Origin of the sequence: Mesorhizobium sp. UC74_2 (assembly GCF_042701485.1) — a bacterium.
In the GTDB taxonomy this organism is placed as follows: Bacteria; Pseudomonadota; Alphaproteobacteria; order Rhizobiales; family Rhizobiaceae; genus Mesorhizobium.
Genome location: NZ_CP170562.1, coordinates 2,866,268 through 2,881,992, shown reverse-complemented (window position 1 = coordinate 2,881,992; position 15,725 = coordinate 2,866,268). Strand labels below are relative to the sequence as shown.

The window sequence follows — 15,725 nt, the reverse complement described above, 5'->3', positions numbered from 1 at the left end:
TTTTATCCGACAATCGCGAAAGCGTCGCGAATGCCACCGCTGGCCGACTTCTGGGGCCGGCGGCCGATCCACTGGACATGGCCTGCCAGCGTGGTGCACGCCGCTTCGATCTGACCCTTGCGCAGGGCCGATAGAATAGCGCGGTGGTCGTGGTCGGTGCGCGCTTCCCAGTCGGACCGCCAGGCGGCGAACAGAAAACGGGCGCTGGCGGCGTGCAGGTCGTCGATCGCGGAAAGCAGCCGTGGCATGGCGCAAGGCTCCAGGATCAGGCGATGGAAGCGCCGGTTCGCTTCCTCCCAGGACCGCACGTCCCGCGAATTGTCGCCGGCCTTGGTGGCTTCTTCGGCAGCATCGAGAATGGCCGGCGTCAGATGCGGCGCGGCATGGCGCAGCGCCAGCACCTCAAGGGCTGCGCGCATTTCCGCCACTTCCTTCACTTCGGCGAGGTCGAAGCTGGCGACACGTACGCCACGACGCGGTTCGCTGACGGCGAGTCCTTGTGCCTCGAGCCTGCGAAAGGCCTCGCGCACGGGAACGTGGCTGGCACCGAATTCCTCGGCGATATGATCCTGCCTGAGCCGTGAGCCGGGCTCGATCTTGCCGGCGATGATACGGTCGGCCAGCGTCCTGGAGATGCGGACTGCGAGAGTGTCTTCTTTTGGAGCGCCCATGTTTCATAGATAATTTGGCGCGCGGGGCTTGTCGATTGGCTGACGGGATTAGTCACAAAGGAACAGCGTCATCATTCTTTGGGCAACAGTCGAATGGCGTTCCGAACTCATGGAAATGTTGTTTGCCTGGTTTGACAGTCAAAGGGCATCACTACACACTCCGGTGATGAGCGAGCCTTGGGCCAATATCGTCGAGAAATTCCGGGAATGGGGAAGCCTGGAGAATGGTGCGTTCGGGGTGGCCACGTCTGGCATCGCGCAAATCGCCAGCCTTATTGCGGCAGGACCGCTGAAGGTTGCGTTGTTTGGATGGACCTCCATGCACGATCTGTGCATTCAGCAATCCGATGTGCGGCCTTACAGCGGGCCATACCTGCGCATCTCGCCCTTACCGTCCGGTTCGGTGGAGTTCCGCTACATCGACACCGCCATCGCCGATCGGCAATGGCAGCGCGTGGAAGCCGCCAATCGGGCGGTGGAACGCCTGCTGACATTTCTTGAACAGCTCCGGTGGATAGCTCCCACTCCGAACGCCGCCAACGATTCCCCCGTTTAACGGCGCGCCACCGGCGGCACATAGTGCTCGAGTTCTGGTGCCGGGAAACGCACCGTCTCGCCTGTTTCCGCTGACTTGTAGAGCCCCATCATCATTTCCACGACGGCTAGACCGTCGTGGAAGGTTTCCAGTGGGGTCTCACCCTTGCGGAAACACTCGGTCATGTGGCGGTTCTCGTCGGTATAGCCATAGACGCCGGCTTCGTCTTCCAGCACGGGCATCAGGCCTTGCTCGGCATTCTGTTTCTCGACGAGATCCTCGCCTTCCGAGCCTTGCACCGCACGCGACATGAAGATCTTGAGGCCGGTGCCCAGCGAATTGAATTCCATCGCGTATTCAGGGCCGAGCAGTTCGAGCTGTATGCGCAGGCCTGCGCCGACATAGGCCCAGGACGTGGTGGCTTCGATCATCAGTTCGTTGCCGGCTTCGTCTTCCAGCGCCACGACGCCGCGCGCGAAATCCTCGGAGGGATGGTTACGGTAGTCGACGCCCGAGCCGAAGCGACGGGCAAGCTCGTCGGCATACTGCGGCCGGGTCCATTTGAGGTTGGCGACTGTGCCATTCACCGATTTGACCTTCAGTGAACCTCGTGCCGCGCCCGGTGCCGTCAGCAGATGGCGCGCGACCTCGAGGCTATGGCACATCATGTCCGACAGCACGCCGCCGCCCTGCTTGTCGCCTTGCCAGAACCAGGCTTCATGCGGCCCGGAATGTTCCTCCGCAGCACGGGCGAGATAGGGGCGGCCGGTGGTTGATGCGGCACGGCGCCAGATGATTTCCTTGCCGCGGATGACCGGCGTCGCAAACACCTGGTTCTCGAGATAGCCGTGGTTCAACCCGGCATCTTCGGCCAGCCGTACCATTTCGCGCGCTTCGCCAACGGTACGCGCCAGCGGTTTTTCGCAGGCAACCGCGAACACCCTGGATCGGCCGGCCTTGATCTCCGCGTTCAGCGTGCGCATGACGTCGAGGCGCGTGTAGTTCGGCGACAGAATCCATACGGCGTCGAGCGTCGAATCGCCGAGCAGGCTTTCCAGGCTGTCGTGGTTCTTGCAGGTGCCGAGACCGAGCTCCCCGGCCAGCTTGACGAAGTGTTCGCGCTTTTCATTGCTGCGACTGTAGACGCCGACGACGTCGATGTTGCGCACGCCGACCAGCGACTTCAGATGGAACTGGGCGATGAAGCCCGTGCCCACGAACCCGACGCGCAATCTCTCCTTCGGCAACTGTGCCATGGTCGTCCTTCCTGCTTTTTGTCTTTCAGATTGATCTTGGCCGCGCAGTCGAGCCGCGGATCTGCAGCATCGTCGGCATCTCCAGCGTCTCGGCCTCGATTTCTTCTCCGGCCAGCACCCGCAGCAGGCGCCGCATTGCTTCCTGGCCGATCTCCGCGCGCGGTTGGCGCACGGTTGTCAGTGGTGGATAGTAGGCTTGGCTGAGGAACAGGTCGTCGAAACCGACCACCGAAATATCGCCCGGTACGTCGAGGCCCAGCCTGCGCAACTCGTTGATCGCACCGAAGGCCATTTCGTCGTTGGCGACAAACAGCGCGGTCGGCCGGTCGGGCCGCTCGAACAGCGCACGGCACAGTGTTTCGCCCGAATGCAGCAGATAGTCGCCGACGGGCTCGTAGCCGTCTGCTATCGCCAGTCCTGCTGCCTGCATGGCCTCGCGAAATCCCTCACGGCGGCGGACAGCCATGATCTCGGGGATGGGGCCGCAAATATGCGCGATCGCGCGATGGCCGAGCCCGATCAGGTGTTCGACCGCGATGCGTGAGGCGCCGACATTGTCGATCTGCACATGCGGCAGGCCCATGCCTTCGATCGTCTCCAGCGCCACCACCACCGGCAGGCCCTGCAGGTGAGATCGGCTTTCCTCGGGCGACCAGGGCAATTTGCCGGTGATCAGGATCATGCCATCGGCATGGCCGTCGCGCAGCATGTCGAAATATTCGACCTCACGTTCGGCGTTGTTTTCCGTGTTGCCCATCAAAACCGAATAGCCGGCGGCGCGTGCCGTTGCCTCGACGCCTTTCATGATCTCAAGGTAGAAGGGGTTGCCGACATCGCGCACCACCATCAGGACGGCCATGGATTTCTGGGTGCGCAGGTTGCGGGCGCTGACATTGGGCCGGTAATTCAGCAGCTGCGCCACTTCACGAATGCGCGACAGGGTCGGTTCCGCCACCAGGCCTGTGTCGGAAAGCGCGCGCGAGACCGTGGCGGGGGAAACGCCGGCGCGTGCGGCGATGTCCTTGATCTTGGCAGGCCCGGCCATCCTGGTCAGCCTCGCATCGCCTTGGCGCGTCCATAGAACAGCATCAGCGCCACCAGCGTCGCGCCGAACACCATCTGCCGTCCGGCTTCGTCGATATGGACCGTGGTCAGGATGCTCTGGAGCAGGACCAGCAGTACAGCGCCAGCCATCGTTCCGGTGTAACCGCCCTTGCCGCCGGAAAGCGGTGTGCCGCCCAACACCACGGCGATGATCGACGGCAGCATGTACTGTTCGCCGACATTGGCGAAGGAGGAGCCGGAATAGCCGAGCAGACACATGCCGGCGATGGCCGCGAAAACTCCGGAGAGCATGAACAACGCGACGCGGATCATCTTCACTGGCACGCCGGCCATGAAGGCTGCCTGTTCGTTGGAGCCGATGGCGTAGACGCGGTAGCCGAACACGGTGCGGCGCAGCAGGAAAGCCATGGCGAGCCCGATCAGCAGCCACAGCCAGATGATGCCGGGCAGGCCGAGCAGGAACGGTTTGACGACGAAATCGGAGAGACCCGGGGCTGCGCGGCCGGATGGAATGCCGTTGCGGATCACTACCAGAAGGCCCTGCAGCACACCAAGCATTCCAAGCGTCATCACCAGCGGCGGAATGCGCAGCAGCGTGACGCCGACACCGTTGATCAGGCCGAACAGTGCACCGACGACGATGCAGACGGATTGCCGGCAAGATGCCGCCATCGGCACCGTTCATGACATTACCGGCCAGGATCGCCGCCAGCGAGACGACGCCGCCGACCGAAAGGTCGATGCCTTCACGTCCACCAAGGATGACCAGGTTCTGGCCAGCAGCGACGATGCCGAGCAGGGCGGCAACGATCAGCAGCCTCAGGATCTGTCCCGGCGAGGCGAAGCCCGGTGACAGCCATTCGCCGACGGCAAGCAGAAGCACGATCAGGATCAGTGCCACCACGAGCGGTTTCTTCAGGAAGGCCAGAGCGGCGTTCCCGATTGGCTTGGAGGGGAGGGCGTCGGCGCTCATGCCCGTGCTCCGCGGCTGACAAGGATGCCGGTCATCAGGGCTAGCAGGATGGCAAGCCCCTGCACGAAATTCTGCCATTCCGAAGGCGTGCCGACGAAGAAGACAAGCGCGTTGATGAGGCCGATGATGAGGGCGCCGATCAAGGACCCGGTCACCGTGCCGAACCCGCCGGCCAGTGCCGAGCCGCCCAGAACCACGGCGGCGACCGAATAAAGCGTCATCTTGCCGCCGACCAGCGGATCGCCGCTCGCCGTGTCGCCGGTGATGCAGAGCGCGGCGAGTGCCGCGAACAGACCGCAGAAAACGTAACCCTTGATGCGGATAGCGGTTACCGGCAGTCCGCTCTGGAAAGCCGCCTGCTGGTCGTCGCCGACCGCCAGCATCTGCGTGGTCAAGCGCATGCGCATCAGGACGGCGAGCAGGATCGCCACTGCGGCGACAGCATAAAACACGAAAGGGATACCCAGGAAGCGGCCGCCATAGGTGGTCCAGTAGGCTTCGGGCGCCGGTGTCCCGGCCACCGGCAATACGGTGAGAGCAAGACCGGTGAAGAAGATGGAGGTCGCGAAAGTGGCAACGATCGCCTGTAGACGCAAGCCGGCCACGACGATGCCGTTGATCAGCCCGCAGGCCAGCCCGATCAGCGCGCCGGCCAGGCAGGCAGCGATGACGGCGAAACCGTCGCCGCCCCATTTCTGCATCAGCACGATCACCGAGACATTCACCAGTGACACTATGCTGCCGGCGGACAGGTCGATGTCACCGGAAAAGACGACATAAGTCTGCGCCACCGCCAGCATCATCAGCGCCAGGTAGGTCGAGATGAGCCCCGTCATCGAGCGGAAGCTCAGGCTGCGCGGCTCGAAGATGCCGTTGAGCGCCAGAAGCAGGATGAGGATGATCAGCGCAGGCAGGAAAGGATAGCGACGGATCAGGCGACCAAGGCCGCTGGTACTGGTCTGGGTGGCTGCGTTGCTCATCAGGCAGCCTCATATGCGGCGTGATAGAGGTTGTAGCGGGTTCGGTCTTCTCCCTGCAGTTCGCGCGTCACCACGCCTGAATTGAAGACCAGGATACGATCGGCATTGGCGAGCAGTTCAGCGTCCTCCGACGAATACAGCACGATACCCATGCCGTCGGCGGCCAGGGCACGGATGAGCTGGAAAAGGTCGGACTTCGCGGCCAGGTCGATGCCCTTGGTCGGGTCGTCGAGCAGCAGGATGGCAGGACGATCGATCAGCCAGCGCGCGATCACCACCTTCTGCTGGTTGCCGCCGGACAGCGCGTTCACCGGCTGGCCGATATCCTGGTATTTGGTCTTCAGCGCCTTCAGCGGTCCGTCGGCCAGTGCGGTGAGCGCGCCGGGGCGGGCAAAATGCAGCCTGTTGCGCAGGAAATGAATCGGGGTGACATTTTCCAGGATCGGCCGGCCGGTCAGGGTTCCGTCGCGACCGCGATCGCCGGAAACATAAGCGATGCCATTGCGGATCGCTTCGGCCGGCGTACGTGCGGCGCAAGCCCTGCCGCCGACTTCGATCGTTCCGGCATTGTGGGCCAGGGCGCCGAAAATGGCGCGCAGAACCGAAGACTGACCCTGGCCGTGCAGTCCGCCGAAACCGAGAATCTCACCCTTGCCGACAGCGAAGGAAATGTCGCGAAAGCCGGTACCGCTGAGCTTGGCAACGGACAGCATCGGTTCGCCGGCGGCCACCGGGACTGGCGGCTTGCTTTCAGCCGATAGTGCCTCCCGTTCGCCCACCATCTGGCGGATCACTTGATCGGCGTTCGTTTCGGCAATCGCGGAGGAAGCCACGGTGGCGCCGTCGCGTATGACGGTGACCCTGTCGCCGATCGAGAAGATCTCATCCATGCGGTGCGAGATGAACACCATGGCGCGGCCTTCCTGCTTCAGGCGACGCAAAATCTCGAAGAAACGATCGACCTGGGCACGATCGAGTGCGGATGTCGGCTCGTCGAAAATGAGAATGGGCGCTTCGCTGGCGAGGGCTTTCATGATCTCGACCAACTGGCGCTGGTCGGCGCGCAGCCTGTCCACGGTCACGTCGGCGGCAAAGCCTTCGCCGGCGACGTCCTGAATTCGGCGATGATCCGGGCGGTCCGTTCTTCCAGTTCAGTGCGGTCGACGAAAATACCACCCTTTACCGGCATTGCCGGCAGCAGGATGTTTTCGGCCACAGTGCGGCGGGCAGCCAGGCTGAGTTCCTGGTAGAAGATGCCGATGCCGAGCGCCCGCGCCGCGCGAGGGCCATCAATGGTGACGGGCTTGCCGTCCAGCAACACCTCGCCGGCATCCGGCTTCACGCTGCCGGCGACGATCTTGCACAGCGTGCTTTTGCCCGACCCGTTCGAGCCGATCAGCACATGCACTTCGCCAGGTCTGAGATGCAGGTCGCCTCGGCTCAGCGCAACCGTTGCGCCATAAGCCTTGCGCGCGCCGCGAACGATGAGTTCGGACATCGAAGCCGTTCCTTCGGCTGCTGGGCCTGGTAGCCCCCGGATAATCAGCTTACTTGAAAAATCGTCCCGGGTCCGCCCGGAGCAGAAGCTGCCGGGCGGAGGTTCGAGGCCGGTTACTTGAAGAGCTTTTCAGCGTCTTCGACCGAAAGCTGGCTGGTGAAGGAATAGTAGCCGGGCTTGCCATCCACCGCCTTCGCCGCGTCGTCGAGGTTCTTGTTGTCGATGAAGGGAATCGGCAGGTACATGGCGTTGCCGTATTGGCCAGCCGTTGCCGGCTCCTTCAGTTCCTTGCCCTGCAGCATCAGAACCGCGACGTTGAGGGCGCTGGCCATGACGCCGGGCGGGTTCACCGAGGCACCGGAATTCAGCTTGTCCTTCTTCCACAGGTCGATGAAATCCTTGCGGATTTCGCCGGTCGCGGCGATCGAAGACTGCTTGTTGGCGTCGATGATCGACTTCCAGGCGCCGGCGGCCATGCCGTCCTGCACCCACACGCCGGTGATGTCAGGATAGGTGGCAAGCAGGTTCTGCATGGCCTGCTGGCCCTGCGCCTGATCCCAGTTGGCATTCACTTCGTTGACGATCTTGATGTCGGGATACTGGCCGAACACTTCCTTGTAGCCGGCAACACGCATCTCATTGGCCGGATGACCGGCAACACCATTGATGGCGACGACATTGCCCTTGCCGCCCAGCGTCTCGGCCAGCCATTTGGCGCCGGCAGCGCCCCAGGCCTTCTGGTCGATGCCGACATAAGTGGCGTCCTTGGACGACACTTCCGCGTCGGTGGCGATCACCATGATGCCGGCGTCCTTGGCCTGCTTGAAGATCGGGTCGAACGCGGTCGGGCTGTTCGGGTTGATGATGATGGCGTTGACGCCCTGGCTCATGAAATTGCGCACCTGCGCGATCTGGCCGGGCACGTCGACATTGGCGCTCTGCACTACGACTTCGACATTGACGCCCTTTTCCTTCCAGGCGGCAGCGGCAGCCTGTGCCTCCTCGATCATCTGGGTGCGCCATTCGGAACCGACCCAGCCGTTGGAAAGGCCGATCTTGAAATCTGCTGCGTAGGTGGAAAACGCCGATACGGCCAGCGCGGTGGTGGCCGTCAAAGCCAATACGATCGCTTTTTTCATTATTGATCCTCCCTGAGTGCGACAGCGGCGACAGTATCAGGAATGAAATCGATTTCAATAGCGGTTTCACGGCTTTTCAGCGCGTTTTTTGTCGTCTGGTGCCAAAATTTGGAGAGGCGGATGAAGGACGCTGTCCCGTGCCAGACGGGACCGCGCTGTGCCTTATTTGACGTCGATGAAGTCGAGCACAGCCTTGTTGTATTCGTCCGGCGCCTGCAGCATCGCGAAGTGGCTGGCATTGGGCAGGATTATTTCGGTCGCGCCGGGGATCATCCTGGCCATGGCGTCGGTGTGCTCGCGCTTGATCGCCTCGTCGTGGTCGCCGGCAACGATGGCGATCGGCGTGGTGATCCTGGCGAGCTGTTCCTTGTTCCAGTTCGGCTGCGTTTCCCACATCTTGCTGATCTGGCCGACGAAGGCGTCGTACTGATCGGGTGTCTTGGAGAGTTTCTTATAGTCGCGGCCGGAGCGCTCGATATAGGCCGCGAAGGTCTTGTTGGTCAGGACACCCGGGTCGACACCATCCGTGGTGACGTTGGCAGCCTGCGCGAACACGCGCGTCAGCCGGTCGGGGTGGTTCATGGCGAGGTCTATTCCGATGATGCCGCCGTCGCTCCAGCCGACCAACGCGGTCTTGCCAATCTTGAGATGGTCGAGCAGGGCAACGTAGTCCGATGCCATGAGATCGTAGCCGAACGGCTCCTCCGTACGGGTCGAACGGCCGTGGCCGCGGCTGTCGGCAACGATCACCTTGTGCGTCCTGGCCAGTTCCGCCACCTGGCTTGACCAGATGTCGGCGTGGCCGAGTCCGCCGTGGATCAGCAGCACCGGATCACCTTTGCCATAGACGGCATAGTACATCTGGATGCCGTTGACGGGCGCATAGCCGCTTTCATCGGCCTTGGGCATCGGCGCCGGCTCTGGCAGGGTCTGCCACCGCTCCTCTGCAGAGGCGACGCCGGCAAGGAGCAGGAAGGCAACAACGCTCAGGGCAGTCCACAAACGCGGCATCGGGCGATCCTCCGGAAGGGAAGGCGAGATCAACTGCCTTACCTCCAGAAAAGTCAACAGCGACGGCATCGCCGTCGCTGTTGATGAATGCCTTCCTGGAGCCGTTGGGTTCAGGCGTCTTCTTCGACGAACACTTCCTCGCGCTTCTTGCGCACCGAAGGCAGCAGGACGACCACCAGGACCAGGGCGGCGGCCAGAAGCAGCATGGCGCTGATCGGCCTGGTGACGAAGGTCGACGGATCGCCCCTCGACAGGATCATGGCCCGGCGCAGGTTTTCCTCAAGCATTGGCCCAAGCACGAAACCGAGCAGCAAGGGAGCCGGCTCGCAGCGCAGCTTGGCCAGCACATAGCCGAGGAAGCCGAAGAAGGCGACCGAGTAGAGATCCCAGGCGCTCGACTTCACCGAATAGACACCGATCGCCGAGAACGCCATGATCGCCGGGAACAGCACCTGGTAGGGTACGGTGAGCAGTCTCACCCACAGCCCAATCAGTGGCAGGTTGAGCACGATCAGCATCAGATTGCCGATCCACATCGAGGCGATCAGCCCCCAAAACAGCGCCGGCCGTTCGGCGGCGACGTCGGGTCCGGGCACGATGCCCTGGATGATCATTGCGCCGATCATCAGCGCCATCACAGGGTTGGCGGGGATGCCCAGCGTCAGCATCGGGATGAACGAGGTCTGGGCCGCGGCGTTGTTGGCCGATTCAGGGCCTGCCACGCCTTCGATCGCGCCCTTGCCGAATTCCTCGGGGTTCTTGGCGACACGCTTTTCCAGCGTGTAGGAGGCGAAGGAGGCGAGGATGGCGCCGCCGCCGGGCAGGATGCCCAACACCGAACCGAGACCGGTGCCGCGCAGCACGGGAGCTGTCATGCGCCGGAAATCCTCGCGTGTCGGCATCAATCCGGTCACCTTGCGGATCATCACCGAGCGGTCATGTTCGTTTTCCAGGTTGCGCAGGATTTCGGCGACGCCGAACACGCCGACCGCAACCGCGACAAAGTTCAGCCCATCGGCGAATTCGCGGATGCCAAGCGTGAAGCGGGGCGTGCCCTCGAAAATGTCGGAACCAACCAGGCCGAGCAGCAGGCCGAGCACCACCATGGCCAGCGCCTTGATCACCGATCCATGGGCGAGCGCGATCGAAGACACCAGTCCGACGACCATCAGCGAGAAATATTCGGCTGAACCGAACTGCAGTGCGATTTTTGTCAGCGGCGGTGCAAACAGCGCCACAAGGAAGGTGGCCACCGTGCCGGCGAAGAAAGAGCCGAGAGCGGCAGTGGCAAGCGCTGCCCCCGCGCGGCCGTTTCGCGCCATCTGGTAGCCATCGATGGCCGTGACGGCCGAGGAGGATTCACCCGGCATGTTGATCAGGATGGCCGTGGTGGAGCCGCCATACTGGGCGCCGTAGTAGATGCCCGCCAGCATGATCAGCGATGAAACCGGATCGCCGATCTGGAAGGTCACCGGCAAAAGCATGGCAATGGTGGCGGTTGCGCCGATGCCGGGCAACACGCCGATCAATGTACCGAGCAGGACGCCGATGAGGCAGAAGATCAGGTTCCACAGCGTGGAGGCGGTGACGAAACCGAGCGCAAGATTGTCGAAAAGCTCCATGGCTCAGGCTCCTATCCAAGGGATCCAGGGGCCGAACCGCTGGAACGGCAGGCCGAGCGCATAGCTGAACACGATCGTGGAGAAGATGGTGAGCGCCAGCGCGACGATGATCGCGGTGCCGGGCCGCATTCGCTGCGAGGCAAAGGCTGCGATGAGCGCAGTGATGAACAGGGACGGCACGAAGCCCAGGCCGCGTACGGTCAGCCCGAAGAAGATCGGTGCGGGCAGGATGAAGAACATGCCGCGCCATGCGATCGCGCCGATCGGTTCGCCGGCGACGCGGGTTGCCTGGATGGCGATGATGGCGCCGAGTACGATCAGGATGCCTGACAGGACGAGCGGGAAGTAACCCGGTCCCATGCGAAAGGCGGTGCCGATCTCCTGGCCGAGTGACTGGTAGCCGAAGAACAGGCCGGCGGCGACGAAGATCGCCCCGCACGCGCCGTTCGTCGGATCGATGGAAAGCTTGTTCACGGTTCCCTCCAAGGCCTGACGCTAGACTTCGCTAGATGCGGCCGCCGGGCATCCTCGATCAGGACCAGGCCGGCGACAAGGTAGAAGGCCGGACGAGGGACGCTCGTCCGGCCTTCGGAAGGGTCAGTCTGCGTATTGGCCGGCAGCCTCGATCACCGGCTTCCAGCGGGCGACTTCGCTCTCGAGCTTGGCCTTGAGCGCTGTCGGCGTCGCGTCAGCTTCGGGCGAAGGCTTGGTGCCGAGTTCTGCGAAGCGGGCGATGACGTTCTCATCCTTCAGCGCCTTCTGCAGCGATTTGCTCAGCTTTTCGAGCACCTCCGGCGGCGTGCCCTTCGGGGCGTAGAGGCCGTGCCAGATGCCGACCTGGAAACCTGGCAGGCCAGCTTCTTCGGTGGTCGGGATGTTGGGCAGCACGTCGAGACGGGCCGGCGAGGTGACGGCGTAGGCCTTGATCGTGCCGCCCTGGATCTGCTTGGTCGTGTTGGTGGTCTGGTCGCACATGATGTCGACCTGGCCGCCGAGCAGGTCGGTCATTGCCGGACCGGTGCCCTTGTAGGGCACGGTCACGAACTGCGTCTGGATGGCGTTCATGAACATCATGCCGCAAAGATGCGAGGCAGCGCCGATGCCGGCATTGGCAAGCGTCACCTTGTCCTTGTTCGCCTTGACGTAGTCGATGAGCCCCTTGAGGTCGGCGGGCTCGAAATCCTTGCGCGTGACGATCGTCATCGGCACTTCGGTGACGAGGCCGACATAGTCGAAGGCATTCAGCGTATCGTAGGCGAGCTTGCGGTAGAGTGTGGCGCTGGTGGCCATGCCGATATGGTGCAGCAGCAGTGTGTAGCCATCCGGATCGGCTTCGGCGACGCGGGCTGCGCCCAGCGTGCCGCCGGCACCGCCGACATTTTCCACGATCAACTGCTGGCCGAGGTCCTTGGACATCGACTCGGCGACCAGACGGGTGACCGTGTCGGTTGGTCCGCCTGCCGCAAATGGCACGATGACGGTGATCGTCTTGTCGGGATAGGTCTGCGCCACGGCAGAGCTCGCCAGAATGGCAAAGGTCGCAGCCGTCGCCAGCGAGGCGATAAGCTTCTTCATGAAATCCTCCCAGATCATCGTTCCAGTGCAGGTCTCGTCCAGCACCATGAACGGATGGCCGATAGGAAGAGCCTTCTTCGCGTTGGGCAATGTCCGACATAGAAGAAACTTCGGCATTCACGCTTCGACACCGCCGCAATGGGTGGAAATCGTAACATTGCGGCCAGGGCGTGTGTGGTTTCCCACACATCGGGCTTAGTCAGCGGTCTCCGCCGCTCCAAGCTGCTTCTTGTCGAGCCCATAGCGCTGCATCTTTTCGTAGAGCGTCTTGCGCGAGATTCCGAGCTGTTCGTAGACCGGCTTGAGGCTGCCGCCATGCGCGACAAGCGCCGCGGAGATGATGTCCTTTTCAAACTCCGCGACGCGATCCGCCAGCCGCAGATCGCCATTGGTGGTTTCGGTTGCCTGTGAGCCCGCATGCGGGCTCAGTCCCAGCACGAACCGGTCCGCTGCGTTCCTCAGTTCCCGCACATTGCCGGGCCAGTCCCGGCCTGCGATGTCTGCGATGACATGCGGTGCCACATCGACATCGTCGCGACGGTAGCGTCCGGCTGCTTCGCGCACCAGCTGCAGGAAAAGCAGGGGTATGTCCTCGCGCCGGGCGACAAGCGCCGGCATTCTCAATGTCACCACGTTGAGATGGTAAAGCAGATCGGCGCGGAAGCGTCCTGCAGCGACTTCGTCATCGAGATCGACCTTGCTGGTGGCGATGAAACGCACGTCGAGCGGGATCGGTTCGTTGGAGCCAAGCCGGTAGATGACACGGTCCTGTATGACGCGCAGCAGCTTTGCCTGCAGGTCGAGGGGCATCGAGCCGATCTCGTCGAGGAGCACGGTACCGCCCCTGGCATGCTCGAACTTGCCGAAGCGAGGCCGCAATGCGCCCGGGAAAGCACCCGCCTCGTGGCCAAACAGCTCGCTTTCGATCAGCGTGGCAGGGAGGGCTGCACAATTGATGGCGATGAAAGGCCTGGTCGCGCGGCCGCTGATGTCATGCAGCGCGCGTGCCGCCACCTCTTTGCCGGTGCCGGTATCGCCGATCACCAAAATGTCGGCATCGGTGGCCGCGATGGCCCGCAGCTTGTAGCGCAGCTCGACCATCACCTGGGTGCGGCCGGGCAGGCGGGTCTCCAGGTCGTCGTTCTTGCCGGCTGCCGCGCGCAACTGGCGATTTTCAAGCACGAGGCTGCGCCGGTCGATGGCGCGCCCGGCCATTTCGATCAGGTGCTGCACGACATACGGCTTTTCGAGGAAGTCGTAGGCGCCTTCGCGCATCGCACGCACGGCGAGCTGGACGTCGCCGTGGCCGGTCACAAGGATGACGGGAATGTCCGCGTCGATTTCGCGTATGCGGGCAAGAAGCGTCATTCCATCCATTCCGGGCATACGGATGTCGGAAACCACGACACCGCTGAAGCCTGGTGTGATGAAATCAAGCGCGCGCTCCGCCGAGGCGCATTCCTGCAGCGCAAGTCCGGCAAGGTCGAGCGATTGGGCTGCAGCCCGGCGTGGTTCCTCCTCGTCGTCGACGAGCAGCACGATAGGAGGCTTCATTCGGCTGCCTCACGGACCGTGTTGCGCATTGCTTCGAGCTCGATCGTGAACAGGGCACCACCCTCGGGATGATTCAATACGGCAAGGCTTCCTCCGAAGTCCTTGATGATGTTGTAGGAAATTGAAAGACCGAGGCCCAGCCCCTTGCCAACGCCTTTCGTCGAGAAAAACGGATCGAATATCCGTTCCGCAATGGCATCGGCCACGCCGGGGCCATGGTCGCGGATCGTCACGAGCACTCTGCCTGCCTTGCGGCGAGCCTGAAGTTCGATGCGCCTGTCCGGCAGCCCTTCAACGGCGTCGGCTGCATTCGTGATGATGTTGACAAGCACCTGCTGAAGCCGGACCGATCCTGCCTTGACCGTCAGCGGCGTCCGACCGAGGTCGACAAGCAGTGCCGCATCGGCTGCCTTGAGCCGCCAGGCGACGATTTCCTGCGTGTCGCGCACGACGTCCGCCAGATCGACCGCGCCCAGTTTTTCGTTCGGCTTGCGGGCGAAATTGCGAAGATGACGGCTGATCGAGGCCATGCGGTCGGCAAGGATCGAGATACGCGCAACATTGTCGCGAGCCTCGGTGGTGCGGTTGCGCTCGATCAGGACTGCGGCGTTGTCGGCATAGGTTTTCACGGCTGCCAGCGGCTGGTTGAATTCATGCGACAGGGCTGCCGACATCTGCCCGAGCGCCGCCAGTTTGCCGGCCTGGATAAGGTCGGCCTGTGTTTGCCTCAGTTGCTGTTCCGTGGTGCGTCGCTCGGCGACTTCCGTCTCCAGGCGCGTGTTCACCAGCGCGAGGTCGTGCGTGCGCTCCTCGACGCGACGCTCCAGCTCTTCGCGGGCAAAGCGTTGCATTTCCATGCGTTCGGCAAGCCGGGCGCGCCGCTGTAGCAGGACAAAGCCGGCAAGGGCAGCCAGGCCTAGCGTCAGAAGTGCGGCGGCAACGGTGGTCAAAGCCTGTGTTCGCGCCGAACTCGTATCCAAGAGCACGTTGATCGTCCAGCCGGCGTCCGGCATGGCCTCGGACAGCACCAGATACTCGCTCTGCTGCCTGTCGAAATTGACGGTCATCAGCGAAAGGCGGTTTTCAAAATTGCCGCGTGTGACCGGCAGCTCGCGCAAGGAGGCGGTTGCATAACGCCGCGATGCGGCGGTGCGGGCGAGCCGCTCCGGCGTGAGCGGCAGCAGGCTGGTGTAGAGCCACTCCGGCCGCTCCGCCATGAAGATGATGCCTTCGGGATCGGTAACGATGATCTCGTCGTCGCCGCCAAGCCACGACGCTTCTATGGCGTCGACCTCGACCTTGAACACCACGACACCACGGATGGTGTCGCCGACATGCACGGGAGCCGAGAAATAGTATCCGCGTTTCAACGAGGTGGTGCCGAGCGCGAAGAAGCGGCCGCGCTTGCCCTTGATCGCCTCCTGGAAATAGGGGCGATAGGAAAAATTCTCTCCGACGAAGCTGATCGGGCGGTCGAAATTGCTGGCAACGATCGTCTCGCCGTCCGGACCGATCACATAGATATCGGAGGATTGCAGCAACGCATTGATCTGCTTGAGATAGAGGTCGCCCCGGGCACGAAGTTCCGGGTTGCCGGGATCCGACAGCAATTCCTTGATGTCGTCATTGTCTGCGATCAGGGACGGAAGCGGTTCGAAGCGATTGAGCTGTCCCTGCAAGGCAGCAACCGCCAGCCGCAGTGTGGTTTTGCCGCGCGACGCCGCCTGGTCGAGATAGGCACGTGTCGCGAAGGTGCTGCCGTAGACGGCGAGCGCTGCCGCGAGTGCGACCAGAAGCGCAATCCAGAACCAGCGCCTGTTGGAAGATAGCTTGAGCATCAGCATCG

General features: G+C 62.8%; 12 protein-coding genes and 2 pseudogenes. 1 reads left to right on the top strand and 13 read right to left on the bottom strand.

What is annotated here, in order from left to right:
• Positions 1-2: 2 nt before the first annotated feature.
• Positions 3-671 carry a GntR family transcriptional regulator gene (locus tag ACFJIU_RS14025; RefSeq protein ID WP_379072450.1) on the bottom strand — a complete coding sequence of 223 codons (669 nt, stop codon included), beginning with the start codon at positions 669-671 and terminating at the stop codon, positions 3-5.
• 109 nt (positions 672-780) lie between these two features.
• On the opposite strand from ACFJIU_RS14025, the gene ACFJIU_RS14020 reads away from it, so the two are divergent.
• Complete coding sequence (locus ACFJIU_RS14020) at positions 781-1,227, top strand: hypothetical protein (protein WP_379072448.1); 447 nt, start codon at positions 781-783, stop codon at positions 1,225-1,227.
• Here the strand turns inward: ACFJIU_RS14020 and ACFJIU_RS14015 are convergent.
• The 12 genes and pseudogenes from ACFJIU_RS14015 to ACFJIU_RS13960 form a co-directional block, all read right to left on the bottom strand.
• Positions 1,224-2,462, bottom strand: a complete 1,239-nt coding sequence (locus tag ACFJIU_RS14015; RefSeq protein ID WP_379072446.1) for a Gfo/Idh/MocA family protein — start codon at positions 2,460-2,462, stop codon at positions 1,224-1,226. The genes ACFJIU_RS14020 and ACFJIU_RS14015 overlap by 4 nt on opposite strands.
• Before the next feature lie 25 nt (positions 2,463-2,487).
• A complete protein-coding gene (locus tag ACFJIU_RS14010) occupies positions 2,488-3,507 on the bottom strand; it encodes a LacI family DNA-binding transcriptional regulator (RefSeq protein ID WP_379072443.1) in 1,020 nt (339 codons plus the stop codon).
• Positions 3,508-3,512: 5 nt separating this feature from the next.
• Positions 3,513-4,500, bottom strand: a pseudogene (locus tag ACFJIU_RS14005) (ABC transporter permease).
• Positions 4,497-5,480 (bottom strand): ABC transporter permease, encoded by a 984-nt coding sequence (locus ACFJIU_RS14000; RefSeq protein WP_379072440.1) that lies wholly within the window; start codon positions 5,478-5,480, stop codon positions 4,497-4,499. Before ACFJIU_RS14000 ends, ACFJIU_RS14005 begins: the two are co-directional and overlap by 4 nt.
• Positions 5,480-6,978, bottom strand: a pseudogene (locus tag ACFJIU_RS13995) (sugar ABC transporter ATP-binding protein). The gene ACFJIU_RS14000 and the pseudogene ACFJIU_RS13995 overlap by 1 nt, the downstream one beginning before the upstream one ends.
• Positions 6,979-7,091: 113 nt before the next feature.
• Entirely contained in the window at positions 7,092-8,117 is a 1,026-nt protein-coding gene (locus ACFJIU_RS13990) for an ABC transporter substrate-binding protein (RefSeq protein WP_379072437.1), read from the bottom strand.
• Positions 8,118-8,279: 162 nt separating this feature from the next.
• Entirely contained in the window at positions 8,280-9,128 is an 849-nt protein-coding gene (locus tag ACFJIU_RS13985; protein WP_379072435.1) for an alpha/beta fold hydrolase, read from the bottom strand.
• Between the two features lie 110 nt (positions 9,129-9,238).
• The gene (locus tag ACFJIU_RS13980) at positions 9,239-10,750 is read right to left on the bottom strand and encodes a tripartite tricarboxylate transporter permease (protein WP_379072432.1); all 1,512 of its coding nucleotides are present in this window, start codon (positions 10,748-10,750) and stop codon (positions 9,239-9,241) included.
• A 3-nt stretch (positions 10,751-10,753) separates the two neighbouring features.
• Positions 10,754-11,224 carry a tripartite tricarboxylate transporter TctB family protein gene (locus ACFJIU_RS13975; RefSeq protein ID WP_379072430.1) on the bottom strand — a complete coding sequence of 157 codons (471 nt, stop codon included), beginning with the start codon at positions 11,222-11,224 and terminating at the stop codon, positions 10,754-10,756.
• A gap of 123 nt (positions 11,225-11,347) precedes the next feature.
• On the bottom strand, positions 11,348-12,325 hold the full coding sequence (locus ACFJIU_RS13970) for a tripartite tricarboxylate transporter substrate-binding protein (protein ID WP_379073095.1): 978 nt from the start codon (positions 12,323-12,325) through the stop codon (positions 11,348-11,350).
• A 195-nt stretch (positions 12,326-12,520) separates the two neighbouring features.
• Positions 12,521-13,879 (bottom strand): sigma-54-dependent transcriptional regulator, encoded by a 1,359-nt coding sequence (locus tag ACFJIU_RS13965; protein ID WP_379072427.1) that lies wholly within the window; start codon positions 13,877-13,879, stop codon positions 12,521-12,523.
• Positions 13,876-15,717 carry an ATP-binding protein gene (locus ACFJIU_RS13960; protein WP_379072424.1) on the bottom strand — a complete coding sequence of 614 codons (1,842 nt, stop codon included), beginning with the start codon at positions 15,715-15,717 and terminating at the stop codon, positions 13,876-13,878. Before ACFJIU_RS13960 ends, ACFJIU_RS13965 begins: the two co-directional genes overlap by 4 nt.
• Positions 15,718-15,725 lie beyond the last annotated feature (8 nt).

What these genes read in the sequence shown, in the direction of transcription:
- ACFJIU_RS13990 (WP_379072437.1), bottom strand. Translation starts at nt 8,117, where the DNA reads ATGAAAAAAGCGATCGTATTGGCTTTGACGGCCACCACCGCGCTGGCC.
- ACFJIU_RS13980 (WP_379072432.1), bottom strand. Translation starts at nt 10,750, where the DNA reads ATGGAGCTTTTCGACAATCTTGCGCTCGGTTTCGTCACCGCCTCCACG.
- ACFJIU_RS14020 (WP_379072448.1), top strand. Translation starts at nt 781, where the DNA reads ATGGAAATGTTGTTTGCCTGGTTTGACAGTCAAAGGGCATCACTACAC.
- ACFJIU_RS14010 (WP_379072443.1), bottom strand. Translation starts at nt 3,507, where the DNA reads ATGGCCGGGCCTGCCAAGATCAAGGACATCGCCGCACGCGCCGGCGTT.
- ACFJIU_RS13985 (WP_379072435.1), bottom strand. Translation starts at nt 9,128, where the DNA reads ATGCCGCGTTTGTGGACTGCCCTGAGCGTTGTTGCCTTCCTGCTCCTT.
- ACFJIU_RS14000 (WP_379072440.1), bottom strand. Translation starts at nt 5,480, where the DNA reads ATGAGCAACGCAGCCACCCAGACCAGTACCAGCGGCCTTGGTCGCCTG.
- ACFJIU_RS14015 (WP_379072446.1), bottom strand. Translation starts at nt 2,462, where the DNA reads ATGGCACAGTTGCCGAAGGAGAGATTGCGCGTCGGGTTCGTGGGCACG.
- ACFJIU_RS13965 (WP_379072427.1), bottom strand. Translation starts at nt 13,879, where the DNA reads ATGAAGCCTCCTATCGTGCTGCTCGTCGACGACGAGGAGGAACCACGC.
- ACFJIU_RS13960 (WP_379072424.1), bottom strand. Translation starts at nt 15,717, where the DNA reads ATGCTCAAGCTATCTTCCAACAGGCGCTGGTTCTGGATTGCGCTTCTG.
- ACFJIU_RS13970 (WP_379073095.1), bottom strand. Translation starts at nt 12,325, where the DNA reads ATGAAGAAGCTTATCGCCTCGCTGGCGACGGCTGCGACCTTTGCCATT.
- ACFJIU_RS14025 (WP_379072450.1), bottom strand. Translation starts at nt 671, where the DNA reads ATGGGCGCTCCAAAAGAAGACACTCTCGCAGTCCGCATCTCCAGGACG.